The following is a 15,576-nucleotide window of genomic DNA, read 5'->3' as shown; positions in this document are numbered from 1 at the left end:
CAGGATATTGCCGTTCACCGAAGGTGTGCCGAAGGCATACCCGAAGGGTCTCCTCGCTCAACACAACTAAGATGCTGGTCTTTAACCACGACTTAACAAGAAGTCTTACAGATAACCCAAACTGGAGAAGTATTCGGGAGTGTGTACCAAGTTATGTCTCTATGAGCTAGTCACCACTTACGTCGCCCGACTTGTTTCGGACAAGCCCAGTGGCTTGAGCCAAGGGTTGATGACTGAATTTCAGATTTTGGATTACGAATTGCCAGTATAAAATCTACAATAATTTGTGCTACTTTGTCGGCAGTCATTCATACAATTAAATAGCAATTTTTGTTTCTTAAATAAGCCGTGGATGTTGCTCCTTACTGCTCATTTGACATCAGTAATATTTTGTATTTTTTTTTAATTTTATAGTATTTATTGATACTTAAATTTTTGATTTATGTTATACCAAGCGTGAAAAATGATTGCGACAGATGGAGCGCTAAAAGCGATTACGAATAATTCTTTTGCATCCCAAATCTAAAATCTAAAATCCAAAATGGTGTTACCGCTTTGGAACGGGCATGAAGTCAAAGGGCGCTGCCTCCCCTAACTCCCTAAACTCCACTTTTCTAAAAAGAGTATTTATGCTTACATTTGAAACAACTACCCACAGAAGAATCTTCTAGAATGAGAAAGAGCGATTAAGTACATATACTAAGGAGGATAAAATAACTCATGGCTGGTGGCGAGTCTCAGACCCCCGTTAGTCTGTCAGACAGAGAACTGCAAATTATCGACTTAGTGGCCGCTGGCTTAACTAACCAAGAAATTGCAGCTAAACTGGAAATAAGCAAGCGTACAGTTGATAACCATATCAGCAATATTCTCACCAAGACCGGTACTGACAACCGAGTGGCACTAGTCCGCTGGGCTTTGCATTGGGGCAAAGTCTGCTTGAATGATGTAAATTGCTGTCCCCTGCCTCTGCCTAATCAGAACGAATAAATGAATACCTAGTATACTGCCAAGCTCATTTTGACTGGTAACTTATTGTTCTCCTCCTCACAACTTACCTATTAAGTGTAAACCTATCAAAATCAAGCACCACAGATTACTGGATTATGTCGTTCTGGATAAAGGTTGTTTTTCCTCAGATCATAAATAAAGATATTTACTGTGGAAATTGTTTCAACCCTAGGCACAAGGACACTAGCAGCGCGACAGAAAGCTGGACAGAAAGCGCTTTTTGGGTTTGCCCACAAAGCATAGAAGCCAAGGTTTCTCAGCTTTCAAGAAGGAAAAACCTCGTTGCCGCTATGTGTCCTTATTAAAATTTTGCCTTTAGTAGACTGAAATAGATCCGATAATCAACAAAATTTAGCAACCATCCACAGGCTGAAACGCTACATTTAAAAGAAATCTCTATTGCTCCATCAGCTTAGGGAGCAGTGTTGCAATGAATACTTCCGCTTTTGCTAAAGGTGGCTCGTCTCCCTTTGATTTTTTTAATTTTGATTTTACAGCACCTCAGCCCACACAAGATGCGGATTTACTGAGGCATCTATCGTTTATCCCTGGATTAAAAGAAATTTTAATGGTGCGACAGGTTCATGCGCTGGAACACGCCACAGTTTGGGTTCTGAGTGGATCAAAAAACTTCCAAGCTCGCACAAGAACCCCGACGAGCAATTTTCAAGTTGACAACGAACTCTTAGGGGGTTTGTCTACAGAGCGAGGATTCTATCTATATGGAGAAGTAAATATCAGCAATTTGCGGCGTGCGGTAACGCTTGCTCGCCATCGCCTTACTAATGGAGAATGGGACTTGGCTGTGCATCCCCGTTGTGGGACAAATGCATCAGTAGGAATGCTGCTCACAGCTGGACTAGCAGTGGGAATGCATCTGCTGCTACCGCGAGGACCGATTGAGCAATTGATAGGTTTGGGCTTGGCGGCGACAACAGCCGCTGAACTAGCTCCTGACATTGGTGCTTTGGCGCAGCGTTACCTGACAACTTCAATTCCCTTCAATTTAGAAATTGAAAATATTACACGTACACGTGACTTTTGGGGACGACAGGCGTATTTTGTCGACGTGCAGTGGCGGGAATAGGAGGATGGGGGAGCAGGGGGAGAAATCAATTCAAAATTCAAAATTCAAAATTCAAAATTCAAAATTCAAAATTCGGAGTCTCTTCCTCATCCCCCTCATCCCCACGCCAGTCGCACGCCAGTCCCCAAGGGCGGGGGGAACCCCCGCACGGGGCTGGCTCCTCAAGTCGGGAAACCCGCCCACGGTGAGACAGCGCCCTTTGGAGGGTCTCCCGACCCAGGCGACTGCTCTCCCGTTGGGCGCTGGCTCCTCATCTTCCTCATCTCCCCATTTCCCCATTTTGGGTTGTAAAATCGTGTGCTGGTGTGTTGAATACTCTGTACTATATGTCTTTAGACCCTGATTTTGCCCCTAAACTGCGTGCTTCGGCTGACCGATTGTTCTCCTTGTTAGACAAATTCACCTCTGCACGGGTGCTAGTCATCGGAGATTTGACTCTAGACGAGTTTCTTACTGGTCAGGTGGAAAGAATTTCTCGCGAAGCACCAGTGTTAATTCTCCGCCATGAAACTACCAAGCAAGTGCCAGGAGGTGGGGCGAATGCGATTTACAACTTTGCCCGATTGGGGGCAAACGTTTTAGCAGTAGGACTTTTGGGCAAAGATGAACAGGGAAGGGCGCTACGTGGTCTTTTGGAAGCTGCACAAATCAATACTGATGGTGTTTTTGTTGATCCCAATCGCCCGACAGTGACTAAAACGCGGATTTCTGGTCATTCGCGTCAATCGGTGACTCAGCAAATCGTTCGGGTAGACCGAAAATCGGACGATTTGCCAGACTTGGATTTGCAAGTGCAGTTGTCTCAATATATTAAAGAACAAATTCATTCCATAGATGCCGTGATATGTTCTGATTACGGTGATGGAACTCTGACTCAGCCTGTGATTTCGGCGGCGCTGTCTGCTTCCCGAACAATTGTGGACGCCCAAAAACATCTGGAACGGTATCAGGGGGCGACGTTATTTACGCCAAATTTGCCGGAAGCAGAACTTGCTGTAGGTTATGCAATTACTGATGAGGCAACTTTAACTCAAGCAGGACAAGACTTGCTTGCCTTGACGCAGGCGCAGCATATTTTGATTACGCGTGGCGAGCAAGGGATGAGTTTGTTTGACAGCGAGGGCGGTGAACATCACATCCCAGCTTTTAATCGGACTAAGGTGTTTGATGTGACTGGTGCTGGAGATACTGTGGTGGCGGCGTTAACTTTGGGTTTGACTGCTGGGGCGTCGGCATGGGAAGCGACTATTTTAGGTAATTTAGCGGCTAGTATTGTTGTGCGGCGGTTTGGTACGACAACGACGACACCTGAAGAAATGAGGGTGGCGTTGCAACGGTTGTTGGAGGATAGTTAATTAACCACACTAGACGCTAAGGACGCACAGGAAGAGCAACTTAACATCCGCCAATACGACCTCGATACGGAGAATCAAGATTAGGCTTGACAATGGGGTTCCATCCCTCTATCACTTTTATGTAGTAGTGATCAGTACCGTCGCGGTGAGGAATGGTCTGATTTTCTGTAGGTATGGGAGTTGTATAATCAGCATTCTCTAATGCTGGGTTGTGCTGGCGAAGAATCTGCTCAACGGAAATGTTTTTGAGAGATTCAGGGTCTACCGTGTGGAACTTTGGCTCATTCATACGAAAATTATAAATTGTGATGTGAGGTGCAATAACTAACTACAATTCTCACAACAAGATTCCCGACTTCTTAAAGAAGTCGGGAATCTGAGGAATCTGGCGTGATTTTCGCCTATGCCGCTGTTGCTAATGCTATTAATGATATGCCAATAGGAAGGGGTACTTTAGACTCAAATTCCAGTACAGATTCTAAAATTTTTGTAGTCAGTGACTGCTGTTCTAGTTCGCTAACTGGGTTAGCTTTGCGTAACCACCGACTATAAAACAAGGCAACAGGAATAAGACTTGAGCCAAAGTAACGGCATTTGTTGACATTAAAGTCAAGAGATAATTTGTTGATTAATTCTTGCTTATGATAGCGCCGATAATGACCAAGCATTTCATCGTGATAACCAAATAACCATTGTAGCGCTGGTACAGAAATACAGATTAATCCATTTGGTTTTAGTAGATACGAAAGCTTTTTTATTGCTGCTTGGTCGTCTTTGATATGTTCTAAGACATCGTTAGAAACGATAATATCGTATTTTTCGGGTGCTGTGTAGTCTTCAATAGTGGTGTGATAAAGGTTGAGATTTTTAATATTATTCTCTATTTTTAAGTTTTGTGAAAGCTTGATAGCTTCAACGTCTACATCCAAAGCATCCACTTGCCAAGTTAAATTCTGCGATAGCAAAATGTTCATTTCTCCAGAACCACATCCTGCATTTAATACACGCAGGTTCGGTGTTTTGGGTAGCCATTGCATGACAATTTTGTACTTGGTTAAAGTATAGCGATCGCTAGAACGCGCTAAATAATCAGCCAGTTTATAATTTCTATCTTCTAAAGGTTTCATCAAATTCTGAAAAGCAAATAAACTCTCCTTGACTTTTTAGCCATATTAGATATTCTTCCAAACGGTCAAGCATTTCTTTCCCAGAGTCCTTGGTAATATAATTTGGCATTCTGAAGCTGGTAATATCAGTAAATTCCCAAGGATGAAAATACAGACTCATGTAACGGTCATTTTCAAGAGTAAGGCAGCTGCGTGTCTGTAACACAACGCAAGCCTTTATGCAACTTCTTTTGGTATTTGTCACGCATTGAAATTGCATCCATCGAGTTAATAAGTGTCAAGTAACAAAAGTATAGGTGTTCCAAGGGTATGGCAACATTGAAATAAGAAGACATGCCAAGTAGCCAACCTTTATGCTCACACCTGCTGACTTTCTCAAATACGCCCAGTGGTCGGGTATTGCAACATTAGTATTTGCTGCCTTGACGGTTTTGGCTTTTATTTTGAAATGGGGCCTTCGCTTTCGGATGGTGGGTTCTACTGGCTTTATGCTAGTGCTGACGGGTGGTCTATTTGCTCTCTCGTTGACGCCCTTGTCTCGCACTGTGATTCCAGGTGCAGTAAGATACAGTCGGGTTTATGACAACGGATCAACTCAAGCGGTCATTACCATCCCACCACAAATTACCCCATCACAATTAGAAGCTACCTTACGTCAAGCTGCTAGTGATTTGTATTCCTATGGTCGCTTGGGTACACGGGCAGAAAACCAATTGACTATTCGATTGCGTACTCTTGTCCACCCGGAACCAGGAATTTCAATACCACTTTACCTAGGTCAAGTCAAGCGATCGCTCGCGTCTCGTGAAGATTCTCAAATGGCGATCGAGATTTACCAGGACAAATTCGCCCAATTGCCACAGCTGCCCACCTCACACAAAAGTTAGAGTGATGAATTACGAGTTAAGAGTTGTGCATCCATAACTCATAACTCATAATTCCTCACTTTTACTACTGGGCTATTTTACTTTACTTAAGGCGCGCCAGGTACTCTCGTCCACTACGCCTGTTATCGGCACTTCATAGCGCCGTTGGAAGCTTGTCAGAGCTGATTCTGTCATGGAGCCAAAATTACCATCAATCCATCCTATATAATCACAGGTTGATTTGAGAATGCGCTGAACCTTCTTCACCAATTCTCCGTTGCAACCTTGACTCAATTCTGGCATATCTACTGGCGCACCTGTGTAAAGGGCACGCCAAGTACGCTCTGCTACAATCCCATCTTCTTCCAAAAAGACTCGGCGCTGAAAATTTTTAACACTTTGTTCGGTTTGGTATCCAAACTCACCATCGACGGCCCCTGTATAAATACCCCAAGCAAACAAGAGGTTTTGCAGTTCCTCTACTGGTTTACCGTTGGAACCTTCCTGTAGCACTGGCTGACTTAACTGTATTTGCAACGTCTCTTGCATTGTGTCGCTGGCATCACTGGTAGATGTCATTTTTCCTCTCAGACAAATTAATGTTTCTTATTTAACAGTAGTTTTTTAACTACTGATGCCGCATCACACCTAGGGATATTATGACAGGGAAGAAAAAGATTTTCCTATTGAAAAGGTAGTATTTTTTTAGTGTTAACAAATACAATGTTTATTAATCTTTTGTTAAGATATAAATCTGACAATAACGCTCACTAGGGTAAAGAGAATAGTCAAAATTTATTGGACTGTGGACTAATTACCCGTTACCTCTTCCCTAATCGGGGAAAGTTCTCCAAAATATCTGGAAGTGCTACTGTTAATTTGTTAATTAGTTATATGCCCAATCAATCGACTGAAACTTTGTCTACTCAAACTTCTAGTCCGTTGCTGGCTCTTTCGGTAGCTCCAGCAAAGGTCATTCGTGGCTCACAAATATTAACACAGGCAACTGATGCGATCGCTCGCTTGGGAAGTCGTCCCCTGATTGTAGCAGGTGAACGTACTCTTGCTGTCACCCAGGAAAGTTTACAACCACTTCTAAAACACCAACGGTTGCATATTGCCCAAGCCTTTTATACTCCTGATTGTAGTGAAGCCAGCTTGAAAGCTTTACACAAGGCAGCGAAAGAACATAAAGCCGATGTGATTATCGGTATTGGTGGTGGTAAAGCACTGGATACGGCGAAATTAATCGCTCATCAGTTGGAGTTACCAGTCGTCACAATTCCCACCTCAGCGGCGACGTGTGCGGCTTGGACTGCCCTGTCGAATGTGTATTCTGATGAAGGGGCATTTCTCTACGATGTCGCATTGGCAAACTGTCCTGATTTATTGATACTCGATTACGACTTGATAAAAACTGCCCCGCAACGTACGCTTGTGGCAGGAATTGGGGATGCGATCGCCAAATGGTATGAAGCCTCAGTTAGCAGCGGACACTCGGAACAAACCTTAATCATTGCCGCAGTGCAACAAGCCAGAGTTTTGCGAGATATCCTCTTCCAAAAATCTGCCACTGCTGTTAAAGAACCAGGTAGCGAAGCTTGGCAACAAGTTGTGGATGCAACGGTTCTCCTTGCTGGAGTCATTGGGGGACTAGGAGGCGCACAATGCCGTACCGTAGCGGCTCATGCCGTACACAATGGTTTAACTCACATTTCTAAAAGTGGCAGCATTCATGGCGAAAAAGTCGCTTATGGGATCTTAGTGCAACTGCGTTTAGAAGAAATGGTACAGGGCAATCAACTTGCAGCAGCAGCACGGCAACAATTATTAAAGTTTTATGCAGAGATAGGATTACCCCAAAAATTGGGCGATTTAGGATTAGGGAACATCACCTTAAACGAATTGCAAAAAGCTGCTGAAATTGCTTTATCTCCTCATTCTGACATCCACCGACTCCCATTCAAAGTTGCAGTAGAACAATTGATGGCGGCGATGGTTTCCACCACTGCGCCAGTAGAAGGACGCACGAATATGGGTTTGACGTCTGTTGTGAATGAGGCTGAGTGATTGTTAAACGACAACCGACACAGAGAAACGATGAGTTGGCTGGATAATTCATAATTCTGCGTTTCTCACCTTTTATAATTCATAATTCATAATTCTTTCGATGACATTAGATTGGATTGCCCCAGCTGAACGTATACAGAAATTACCACCTTACGTATTTGCTCGTCTCGATGAACTCAAGGCGAAAGCACGAGAGCAAGGGTTGGATTTGATTGATTTGGGCATGGGAAACCCGGATGGCGCAACACCGCAACCAGTGATAGAAGCGGCGATCAAAGCTTTGCAAAATCCGGCAAATCATGGCTATCCTCCTTTTGAGGGGACAGCGAGTTTCCGCCGCGCCATCACGAACTGGTATCGTCGTCGTTACGGAGTCGATTTAGATCCAGATAGCGAAGCATTGCCCCTTCTTGGTTCTAAAGAAGGATTGGCGCATCTTGCCATAGCTTACATTAATCCTGGTGACTTAATTCTAGTCCCCTCTCCGGCATACCCTGCCCATTTTCGTGGTCCAGTGATTGCTGGGGGCAAAGTTCATAGCTTAATTCTCAAACCAGAGAATGACTGGCTTATTGATTTGGCAGCAATTCCTGATGATGTTGCCCAAAGCGCAAAGATTCTCTATTTTAATTATCCCAGTAATCCGACAGCTGCCACTGCACCCCGCGAATTTTTTGAAGAAATTGTTGCCTTTGCCCGTAAGTATGAGATTTTACTCGTGCATGACTTGTGTTATGCGGAGTTAGCTTTTGATGGCTATCAACCGACGAGTTTGTTAGAAATTCCGGGTGCGAAAGACATTGGCGTTGAGTTTCATACCCTCTCCAAAACCTATAATATGGCAGGTTGGCGCGTCGGTTTTGTGGTAGGGAATCGTCATATTATACAAGGTTTGCGGACGCTGAAAACAAACTTGGATTATGGCATTTTTGCGGCATTGCAAACGGCAGCAGAAACCGCATTGCAACTGCCGGATAATTATTTACATGAGGTACAAGAACGCTACCGTACCCGCCGCGATTTTCTGGTTGAAGGTTTATCACAGTTGGGTTGGAATTTGAGTAAAACCAAAGCGACAATGTATCTGTGGGTTCCTTGTCCGGTTGGCGTCAGTTCCACAGATTTTGCTCTTAAGGTGTTGCAGCAAACTGGTGTTGTTGTCACGCCAGGTAATGCTTTTGGCGTTGCGGGTGAAGGGTATGTGCGAATCAGCTTGATTGCGGAGTGCGATCGCCTAGGTGAAGCTTTGCACCGTTTCAAACAAGCTAATATCCGCTTTCAATAACAAATGTATACGCTCTTTGGGCGGCTTCCCGGAGAATACACAGGTAGATGTTTTTTATCTGTGTGTTTTTGTGTCCATTAGTGGTTTTATAAAAGTACAAAATGTGTACAGCTTTACTGAAACGAAAGTCTCAGAATCTTAAGTCATTCAATAGCGTAGCCCTGCAAGATGTCCTTGTTATATACAGCATTTTAGTCCAGAGTAAGATGGCAACTAGAGGTTTCTAAAGCTAAAATTACCGATTAAGCCAATTGTTTTGGAAACATCTCAGCTATTGTGATTAATCAACACTCTGATAACCTTTTCAACCCTCAATTGAAAAAAACATCACTTGAGAGTTACAAATTTGGCTGGTTTGATTGGTTTTGTCTGTGGTATCCTCCTGGTTGGCTGATTATATTCAACCGCCACTGGCAGCATTATCATCAAGATCCAGATGGTTGGAATTGGTTGGAATACGGGTTATTTTTGATTCCCGGCGGATTTTACTTAGCACTTTTCATCCGCTGGTTACGGCTTGGCTGTCGTTCACCTCGTAGTGAGGTAGGTGAATTTGACCCAAATTATCAAAAAGCCTTTCGAGATGAAGTTATTGCTCCAATTATTAAATATTATTTCCGGGGAGAGTTGCAGCAAATTGAAAATTTGCCACAAACAGGACCAATGATTGTGGCAATGAATCATGCAGGAATGTGTTTTCCCTGGGACTTTTTAACACTAGGTTATCTATTAAGTAAAACACGAGGATGGTTGGTGCAACCGTTAACTGGTGTCTCTTTGTTTGACCATCCTTGGGTCATTTGGTGGTTACCACCCGGATGGTCAAAGGTTATGGGTGGTGTGAGAGCAGAGTTAGATGATTTTGAGGCGGCGATGCAAGAGCGCAAAATTCTCTTGTATGCACCAGAAGGTTTACGCGGACCAAAGAAAGGTTGGACAAAACGCTATCAACTAGAAACTTTTAATTCGAGTTTTATTCAATTAAGCTTACGTTATCAAGTTCCTATCTTGCCTGTTATTTGCATCGGTAATGAAAATTTACATCCTTGGACATTAAATATTAGAAAGTTGCAAAGGCTATTCAATTTACCATTTTTGCCTATATCACCTTTAATACCATTATTTATTCTCTTTCCATCAATGGGAGTTTGGGCGATGAGAAGTCGCCTGCGTTACTTTGTTCAACCTTTGCATACAGCCGAGTTAAAGGAACATAAGACAGAAAGAGCAGAGACTTATAAAAAAGCACAACAATTACGAGAAAAGCTGCAATGTCAAATGAATCAGTTGTTAAGTATTAAAGTTACAAGTGAAAAGTTTTGAGTTCGTTGTAGGGATACAAAGCTTTGCTCCTGAGTGTCAAAAATCACGTTCAAGCTTTTATTCCACGTTGATTTACCCCACCCCTTACCCCTCCCCTTGCTAAGGGGAGGGGAGGTTTTGGCGCTCTTACAAACCGGGGTGGGGTAAAGCGAGAATTGTGAGCAAGTATTTATGCAGAAGTGCCAAAGCGGTATCCTTTGCCGTAGACTGTATGAATTAATTGTGTTTCACCAGCTTGTTCAATCTTGCGTCGTAGCAGCCGAATTAATGCAGCAATAACATTGCTGCTAGGTGGTTCGTCATCTTTCCACAGATATTGGAGAATCTGCGCGTGAGTGAGCAATTGTCCCGTGTTTTCCATAAAATATTGCAAAAGCTGACTTTCTTTTTCTGATAAGTCGATGATCCTGCCTTGACGATAAGCGACTTGGTTTTCGCTATCGAGTTCTAAGTCCGCTACCGTAAGCCTTTGAGTTGTTGTACCGTAGGTTGGTGAACCGGAACGACGCAATAAAGCCCGAACTCGTGCGAGTAACTCCCGCAACTCAAAAGGTTTCACCAAATAGTCGTCCGCACCTGCATCCAAACCTTGTACTCGATCATCGAGAGTATCTTTAGCGGTAAGAAACAAGACGGGTGTGGTTTTGCCTTGGCGTCGTAATTCCTGACAAATCTCCAACCCGGTTTTGCCTGGCAGCATCCAATCTAAAATCAGTAAGTCATAACTGCCGCCTTGTGCAAGTTGGCTACCACTTGTCCCATCATAAGCCGCATCAACGCTGTATCCCTCACGAGTTAACAAGCGACTCAAAGGATCTGTTAATTCAACTTCATCATCAACAAGCAAAATTTGCATGGTTAGCCATGTGTACTTAGCTATCAGATATTATTATTTTGCTGCTCGCTGACTGCTACTTATGCTAACTGTTGCATTGCCGAAAGGGGAACTTCTTAAAAATAGCATCCGCATCCTGCAAGATGTGGGATTGGATTTTAGTGCTTTTTTGGACTCAAGTAATCGCCAACTTCAGATTTCCGACTCTAGTGGCAAAGCCAAAGGGCTGCTAGTGCGAGCGCAGGATGTCCCTGTTTATGTAGAATATGGTCAGGCACAGCTAGGTATTGTCGGTTACGATGTGTTGCGGGAGAAAAAGCCGCAAGTCGCCCAATTGGTTGATTTGCAGTTTGGACATTGTCGAATGTCGGTGGCGGTAAAGCAATCAAGCCCTTACCGTTCGGCGCTAGAATTACCAGCTCATGGTCGAGTGGCTTCCAAGTATGTCAATAGTGCGCGAGAATATTTCCACAGTCTAGATTTACCTGTGGAAATTGTACCGCTGTATGGTTCTGTGGAACTAGGTCCAATTACGGGGATGTCAGAGGCGATCGTGGATTTGGTTTCCACAGGGCGAACCTTACGCGAGAATGGTTTGCTTGAGATTGAAACTTTGTTTGAAAGTACGGCAAGATTGATTGCTCATCCTTTGAGTTATCGCTTAAACACGGGCAATTTACTTGGATGCGTCGAGCAGCTGCGCTCAACAGTTCTGTCTACAGTTTAAATCTACGTAATAATTATGTCCAATTGGAATGCACAGGATGACCACAAAAATTCTTCTCTACGAACGCAAGAAAATCTGACAATCTCAGCAAAAATACTACAAATCAATGTCAGAAAAAACTATAGATTTTGACGCCAACCCGCCAGTTGGTACTAACGAGTACGACAACATGGCTCAGATGGCTTTACCAGGTTATGAGGCAATGCATACAATGGCTTTGTCTTGTTTGAAAGCGCACTTAAGCGAAACATGTAATTTGTTGATTGTGGGTGCTGGTACTGGGATGGAGTTAGTCAAGTTTGGTCAGGACAATTCCCAGTGGCAAATTTTAGGTGTAGACCCATCTGCTAATATGCTATCCATTGCCCAAGAGAAAATACAGCAGCACGGCTTAGCTGAACGAGTTAAGCTATTTCAAGGATATACGCACGATTTGCCTGTGACTCCCCTGTATCATGCAGCAACTTGCATTTTAGTTATGCATTTTCTCCCAGATGATGGCAGCAAACTGGCATTACTTGAAAGTATTGCTCAGCGTTTGAAACCATCAGCTGCTTTTATCTTGGTAGATGTGTTTGGTGAAAAAGGCACTCGTGAATTAGAGCAGATGATTTTCATTTTGAAAGTCTTTTGGGAAGAAATGGGCATGAAGCCAGAAAGGATGGCTCAATTGCTAGAAACATTCAACAAAGGTGTTTACCCCATTCCAGAGGCGAGAGAGTTAGAATTATTACAGCAAGCAGGCTTTGGAAATATCATCAGATTTTATACAGGGTTTTGGGTTGGCGGTTGGGTAGCAACTAAAAATTGAAATTGTTTTCCTGTCTAAGTTTGTATAGCTTCAGGCTTCTAGTCTGTTGGCATTTGTCGCAAAATGTACACAGAATCTTCCGCCTGCCACTCTTGCCGTGAGATGGCGTAGTAAACGACTTTTCTGTTGTAGAGGAAGGCGTTTTTTTCATATTTCATCCCCACCTTAAGCATGACTCGCACAGAAGCAAAATTTGTTGGCCCAGCTAACGCCATAATCTGCTCTGCCTTTAGTTCCTCGAAGCCATACCTTAAACTAACTTTCGCGGCTTCTGTGGCAATTCCTTTTCCCCAGTAGCCGCGAGCAAGAGCATACACTAGTTCGTATTCAAGACTTGAATCCCATCAATTCCGGTCAAAGCTTTCTAGATTTCTACTAAGCATTGTTGCAAAATTCAAACTTCTTTGGCATTGTTGTAGATGGCATCTACCAAAAGTAGTATAAAATATAAGAAGTATCAACATAGACTCATCATAAGCCACCTTTTTTACTAAGAAAAAGAGCAAAGTATTAAGTAACTTTAAAAAGCTTTAATAAATATTTATGTTAGCGCTAATGACTCATGACGAAGCGGCGAGGCTTGAAGCCCTCCGGCAGTACCGAATTCTTGATACTGAACCCGAAGAAGCATACAACAATATTGCCCAGTTAGCTGCCTACATTTGTGGTACTCCCATAGTCTTGGTCAATTTTATTGATGAAAACCGCCAGTGGTTTAAGGCAAAAATAGGTTTGGATGTTTCAGAAATGCCCCGTAGCGTCGGATTGTCTTACCTTTGTCAGGAACGACAGGATGTAGTGGTTATTTCTGATACTTGGGCTGATGAACGGTTCGCAAAGAATTCAGTAGTTGTGTCTTATCCATATGTGCGGTTTTATGCAGGTGTACCCCTCATTACCCCAAACGGAGATATGGTGGGGACTCTTTGCGCGATTGACCAAGTGCCACGCCAACTGAGCGACAAACAAGTGGAAGCGCTTGTGGCGCTAGCCCGCCAGGTGATTAGCGAACTGGAACTCAGGCGTAATTTAGCTGAGGCGTCGCGTGTTACCGAGGAACTCAAGCGTACGGAGGAAAAACTGGCGCATAGCGAAAATCTTCTCCGCACAGTCATTGAATCAGAACCAGAGTGTGTAAAATTGCTTACCAAAAACGGCACACTACTGGAGATGAACCCGGCTGGACTGGCGATGATTGAAGCTGATTCCCTCAATCAAGTGCGGGGAGAATCCCTTTATCCCATAGTCGCTCCTGAGCATCGTCAAGCTTTTAAGGCACTTACCGCAAGCGTTTTCAAGGGCGAATCAGGAATACTGGAGTTTGAAATTGTTGGACTGAGAGGCACTCGTCGCTGGTTGGAAACCCACGCCGTCCCCCTGCGTGATTCTGATAAACACATTATTGCCTTGCTAGCAGTGACGCGCGACATCACCGAACGCAGGCGAACTGAAGCATCTTTGCGCGAGAGCGAACAACGATTGAAGCTGGCATTGCACGCTGCTAAACTCGGTTCCTGGGAACTAGATTTGAAAACGGGCGAGTTATATTCCTCCAACGAGTGCAAGGCAAACTTTGGTCTACCCCCCCAAGCAGAGTTTTCCTATACTGCGCTGTATGAACACATCCATCCTGAAGACCGCGCCTACGTGCAGGAGGCTGTGAAACAAGCTTTAGAGCAACGGAAAGATTATGAAACAGAGTACCGCAATATCTGGCTCGATGGCAGCGTTCACTGGATACTAGCACGAGGTACTGGAATTTACGATGCTGATGGTAGCCCAACTCGCATGATTGGTGTCATGCTTGACATCACTGATCGTAAGCAAGCAGAAGAGGAATCAAAGCGTCAAAACAAACGTTCTCAAGTGTTTTCCGAAATCACCCTCAAAATTCGTCAATCTTTACAACTTGAGACAATTCTCCAAACCGCAGTCACCGAAGTCCAAAAACTGCTGCATGCTGACCGAGTTCTGATCTTTAGGCGCTGGGGAGATGGTTCGGGAACTGTGGTGCAAGAGGCAGTGCTGCCAGGTTTTCCTGTAGTCTTAGGAAAAAATCTTGTTGATCCTTGCTTTGAAAGAGACTATCAAGAACCTTATCGTCAGGGAAGAGTCAGTGCGATCGCCAATCTGGAAACAGCAAACATTCAACTTTGTCATAAAGAATTTCTTGCACAGTTTGGTGTAAAAGCTAACTTGGTAGTACCAATTCTGCAAAGGGACAACTTGTGGGGTTTGCTGATTGCTCATCAATGTGAACATCCCCGAAATTGGAATACTCCAGAAATTGAGTTGTTGCAACAGTTGGCAAACCAAATAGGCATCGCCTTATCGCAAGCGCAACTTTTGGAACAACAAACTCGCCAAAGTCAGGAACTGGCTCGTTCCAATGCGGAATTGGAACAATTTGCCTACGTTGCTTCTCATGACTTGCAAGAACCGTTGCGAATGGTGGGGAGTTACTTGCAGCTTTTGGAGCGACGATACAAAGACAAGCTTGATGATCGGGCGAATGAGTTTATCGACTACGCTGTAGACGGAGCACGCCGGATGCAGACACTCATCAATGACTTGTTGAGCTATTCGCGTGTCAGCACGCGTGCTCAGCCCTTTAAGCCAGTTGATTGTAATGCTGTCCTCAACAACGCTCTCGCCAATCTCAAATTTGCTATTGAAGAAAGTGGCGCAGTCGTCACCCGCGATACTTTGCCGGAAGTGATGGCGGATGCTACGCAACTGTCGCAGTTGTTTCAGAACTTGATTGCCAATGCTATCAAATTCAAGAGCGAACAACCGCCCCAAATCCATATTGGGGTTGAACGCACAGAGCAAGAATGGCGATTTGCAGTGCGCGATAATGGTATTGGCATCGAACCTCAGTATGGCGATCGCATTTTTATAATTTTTCAGCGCTTGCATACCAGAGATAAGTACCCCGGCACAGGCATCGGCTTGGCAATATGTAAGAAAATTGTGGAACGCCACGGTGGAAATATCTGGATTGAGTCGCAACCGCAACATGGTGCAACTTTCTTCTTTACAATTCCTGATCGAGCGGCAAACCAATTGTGAACTTTGA

At 44.0% G+C, this 15,576-nt stretch carries 17 protein-coding genes; 10 read left to right on the top strand and 7 right to left on the bottom strand.

Translation table 11 applies throughout. The features are described 5' to 3' along the window. Nucleotides 1-170: 170 nt before the first annotated feature. Nucleotides 171-308, bottom strand: a complete 138-nt coding sequence (locus tag AACT52_RS26985; protein ID WP_158054503.1) for a hypothetical protein — start codon at nt 306-308, stop codon at nt 171-173. Between the two features lie 412 nt (nt 309-720). Between AACT52_RS26985 and AACT52_RS26980 the strand changes: the two genes are divergently transcribed. The 3 genes from AACT52_RS26980 to rfaE1 all read left to right on the top strand — a co-directional run bounded on the left by AACT52_RS26980 (nt 721) and on the right by rfaE1 (nt 3,453). Beyond that, entirely contained in the window at nt 721-990 is a 270-nt protein-coding gene (locus tag AACT52_RS26980) for a helix-turn-helix domain-containing protein (protein ID WP_073627546.1), read from the top strand. Between the two features lie 451 nt (nt 991-1,441). Beyond that, a complete protein-coding gene (locus AACT52_RS26975; protein WP_073627544.1) occupies nt 1,442-2,098 on the top strand; it encodes a DUF6391 domain-containing protein in 657 nt (218 codons plus the stop codon). A 326-nt stretch (nt 2,099-2,424) separates the two neighbouring features. Continuing rightward, nucleotides 2,425-3,453, top strand: a complete 1,029-nt coding sequence (gene rfaE1, locus AACT52_RS26970) for a D-glycero-beta-D-manno-heptose-7-phosphate kinase (protein ID WP_073627540.1) — start codon at nt 2,425-2,427, stop codon at nt 3,451-3,453. Nucleotides 3,454-3,493: 40 nt separating this feature from the next. On the opposite strand, the gene AACT52_RS26965 is transcribed toward rfaE1, so the two are convergent. The 3 genes from AACT52_RS26965 to AACT52_RS26955 all read right to left on the bottom strand — a co-directional run bounded on the left by AACT52_RS26965 (nt 3,494) and on the right by AACT52_RS26955 (nt 4,740). After that, entirely contained in the window at nt 3,494-3,742 is a 249-nt protein-coding gene (locus tag AACT52_RS26965) for a hypothetical protein (protein ID WP_233153791.1), read from the bottom strand. 112 nt (nt 3,743-3,854) lie between these two features. Beyond that, nucleotides 3,855-4,580 (bottom strand): class I SAM-dependent methyltransferase, encoded by a 726-nt coding sequence (locus AACT52_RS26960; RefSeq protein ID WP_073627538.1) that lies wholly within the window; start codon nt 4,578-4,580, stop codon nt 3,855-3,857. Beyond that, the gene (locus AACT52_RS26955) at nt 4,561-4,740 is read right to left on the bottom strand and encodes a hypothetical protein (protein ID WP_073627536.1); all 180 of its coding nucleotides are present in this window, start codon (nt 4,738-4,740) and stop codon (nt 4,561-4,563) included. Before AACT52_RS26955 ends, AACT52_RS26960 begins: the two co-directional genes overlap by 20 nt. Before the next feature lie 193 nt (nt 4,741-4,933). Here AACT52_RS26955 and AACT52_RS26950 point away from each other — a divergent pair, with 193 nt between their 5' ends. Then, entirely contained in the window at nt 4,934-5,467 is a 534-nt protein-coding gene (locus AACT52_RS26950; protein WP_073627534.1) for a Ycf51 family protein, read from the top strand. Nucleotides 5,468-5,539: 72 nt separating this feature from the next. On the opposite strand, the gene AACT52_RS26945 is transcribed toward AACT52_RS26950, so the two are convergent. After that, a complete protein-coding gene (locus AACT52_RS26945) occupies nt 5,540-6,025 on the bottom strand; it encodes a peptidoglycan-binding domain-containing protein (protein WP_073627532.1) in 486 nt (161 codons plus the stop codon). 315 nt (nt 6,026-6,340) lie between these two features. On the opposite strand from AACT52_RS26945, the gene AACT52_RS26940 reads away from it, so the two are divergent. The 3 genes from AACT52_RS26940 (at nt 6,341) to AACT52_RS26930 (ending at nt 10,124) form a co-directional block, all read left to right on the top strand. Next, a complete protein-coding gene (locus AACT52_RS26940; protein WP_073627530.1) occupies nt 6,341-7,516 on the top strand; it encodes an iron-containing alcohol dehydrogenase family protein in 1,176 nt (391 codons plus the stop codon). 100 nt (nt 7,517-7,616) lie between these two features. Then, the gene (locus AACT52_RS26935) at nt 7,617-8,801 is read left to right on the top strand and encodes an aspartate aminotransferase (protein WP_073627528.1); all 1,185 of its coding nucleotides are present in this window, start codon (nt 7,617-7,619) and stop codon (nt 8,799-8,801) included. A gap of 276 nt (nt 8,802-9,077) precedes the next feature. After that, nucleotides 9,078-10,124 (top strand): 1-acyl-sn-glycerol-3-phosphate acyltransferase, encoded by a 1,047-nt coding sequence (locus AACT52_RS26930; protein WP_073627526.1) that lies wholly within the window; start codon nt 9,078-9,080, stop codon nt 10,122-10,124. Nucleotides 10,125-10,293: 169 nt separating this feature from the next. Here AACT52_RS26930 and rppA read toward each other — a convergent pair whose 3' ends face one another. After that, nucleotides 10,294-10,980 (bottom strand): two-component system response regulator RppA, encoded by a 687-nt coding sequence (gene rppA, locus AACT52_RS26925; RefSeq protein ID WP_073627524.1) that lies wholly within the window; start codon nt 10,978-10,980, stop codon nt 10,294-10,296. A 61-nt stretch (nt 10,981-11,041) separates the two neighbouring features. Between rppA and hisG the strand changes: the two genes are divergently transcribed. Both hisG and AACT52_RS26915 read left to right on the top strand, forming a co-directional pair. Further along, entirely contained in the window at nt 11,042-11,686 is a 645-nt protein-coding gene (gene hisG, locus AACT52_RS26920; protein ID WP_073627522.1) for an ATP phosphoribosyltransferase, read from the top strand. 106 nt (nt 11,687-11,792) lie between these two features. Beyond that, nucleotides 11,793-12,497, top strand: coding sequence for a class I SAM-dependent methyltransferase (locus tag AACT52_RS26915; RefSeq protein WP_073627520.1), 705 nt, complete (start codon nt 11,793-11,795; stop codon nt 12,495-12,497). A gap of 38 nt (nt 12,498-12,535) precedes the next feature. Here the strand turns inward: AACT52_RS26915 and AACT52_RS26910 are convergent, their stop codons facing one another. After that, on the bottom strand, nt 12,536-12,814 hold the full coding sequence (locus AACT52_RS26910; protein WP_073627518.1) for a GNAT family N-acetyltransferase: 279 nt from the start codon (nt 12,812-12,814) through the stop codon (nt 12,536-12,538). A 226-nt stretch (nt 12,815-13,040) separates the two neighbouring features. Here AACT52_RS26910 and AACT52_RS26905 point away from each other — a divergent pair, with 226 nt between their 5' ends. After that, a complete protein-coding gene (locus AACT52_RS26905) occupies nt 13,041-15,569 on the top strand; it encodes a GAF domain-containing protein (protein WP_073627516.1) in 2,529 nt (842 codons plus the stop codon). Nucleotides 15,570-15,576: the final 7 nt, after the last annotated feature.

Source organism: Scytonema sp. HK-05 (assembly GCF_963872035.1).
GTDB lineage: Bacteria > Cyanobacteriota > Cyanobacteriia > Cyanobacteriales > Nostocaceae > Kalymmatonema.
The sequence above is the reverse complement of the archived record's forward strand: the minus strand, read 5'-3'. Positions and strand labels throughout refer to the sequence as shown.

Excerpts from the sequence above, each read along its gene's own strand:
- AACT52_RS26935 (WP_073627528.1), top strand. The coding sequence starts at position 7,617 with ATGACATTAGATTGGATTGCCCCAGCTGAACGTATACAGAAATTACCA.
- AACT52_RS26940 (WP_073627530.1), top strand. The coding sequence starts at position 6,341 with ATGCCCAATCAATCGACTGAAACTTTGTCTACTCAAACTTCTAGTCCG.
- AACT52_RS26965 (WP_233153791.1), bottom strand. The coding sequence starts at position 3,742 with ATGAATGAGCCAAAGTTCCACACGGTAGACCCTGAATCTCTCAAAAAC.
- AACT52_RS26945 (WP_073627532.1), bottom strand. The coding sequence starts at position 6,025 with ATGACATCTACCAGTGATGCCAGCGACACAATGCAAGAGACGTTGCAA.
- AACT52_RS26950 (WP_073627534.1), top strand. The coding sequence starts at position 4,934 with ATGCTCACACCTGCTGACTTTCTCAAATACGCCCAGTGGTCGGGTATT.
- hisG (WP_073627522.1), top strand. The coding sequence starts at position 11,042 with ATGCTAACTGTTGCATTGCCGAAAGGGGAACTTCTTAAAAATAGCATC.
- AACT52_RS26985 (WP_158054503.1), bottom strand. The coding sequence starts at position 308 with ATGACTGCCGACAAAGTAGCACAAATTATTGTAGATTTTATACTGGCA.
- rppA (WP_073627524.1), bottom strand. The coding sequence starts at position 10,980 with ATGCAAATTTTGCTTGTTGATGATGAAGTTGAATTAACAGATCCTTTG.
- AACT52_RS26975 (WP_073627544.1), top strand. The coding sequence starts at position 1,442 with ATGAATACTTCCGCTTTTGCTAAAGGTGGCTCGTCTCCCTTTGATTTT.
- AACT52_RS26980 (WP_073627546.1), top strand. The coding sequence starts at position 721 with ATGGCTGGTGGCGAGTCTCAGACCCCCGTTAGTCTGTCAGACAGAGAA.
- AACT52_RS26960 (WP_073627538.1), bottom strand. The coding sequence starts at position 4,580 with ATGAAACCTTTAGAAGATAGAAATTATAAACTGGCTGATTATTTAGCG.
- rfaE1 (WP_073627540.1), top strand. The coding sequence starts at position 2,425 with ATGTCTTTAGACCCTGATTTTGCCCCTAAACTGCGTGCTTCGGCTGAC.
- AACT52_RS26905 (WP_073627516.1), top strand. The coding sequence starts at position 13,041 with ATGTTAGCGCTAATGACTCATGACGAAGCGGCGAGGCTTGAAGCCCTC.
- AACT52_RS26915 (WP_073627520.1), top strand. The coding sequence starts at position 11,793 with ATGTCAGAAAAAACTATAGATTTTGACGCCAACCCGCCAGTTGGTACT.
- AACT52_RS26955 (WP_073627536.1), bottom strand. The coding sequence starts at position 4,740 with ATGAGTCTGTATTTTCATCCTTGGGAATTTACTGATATTACCAGCTTC.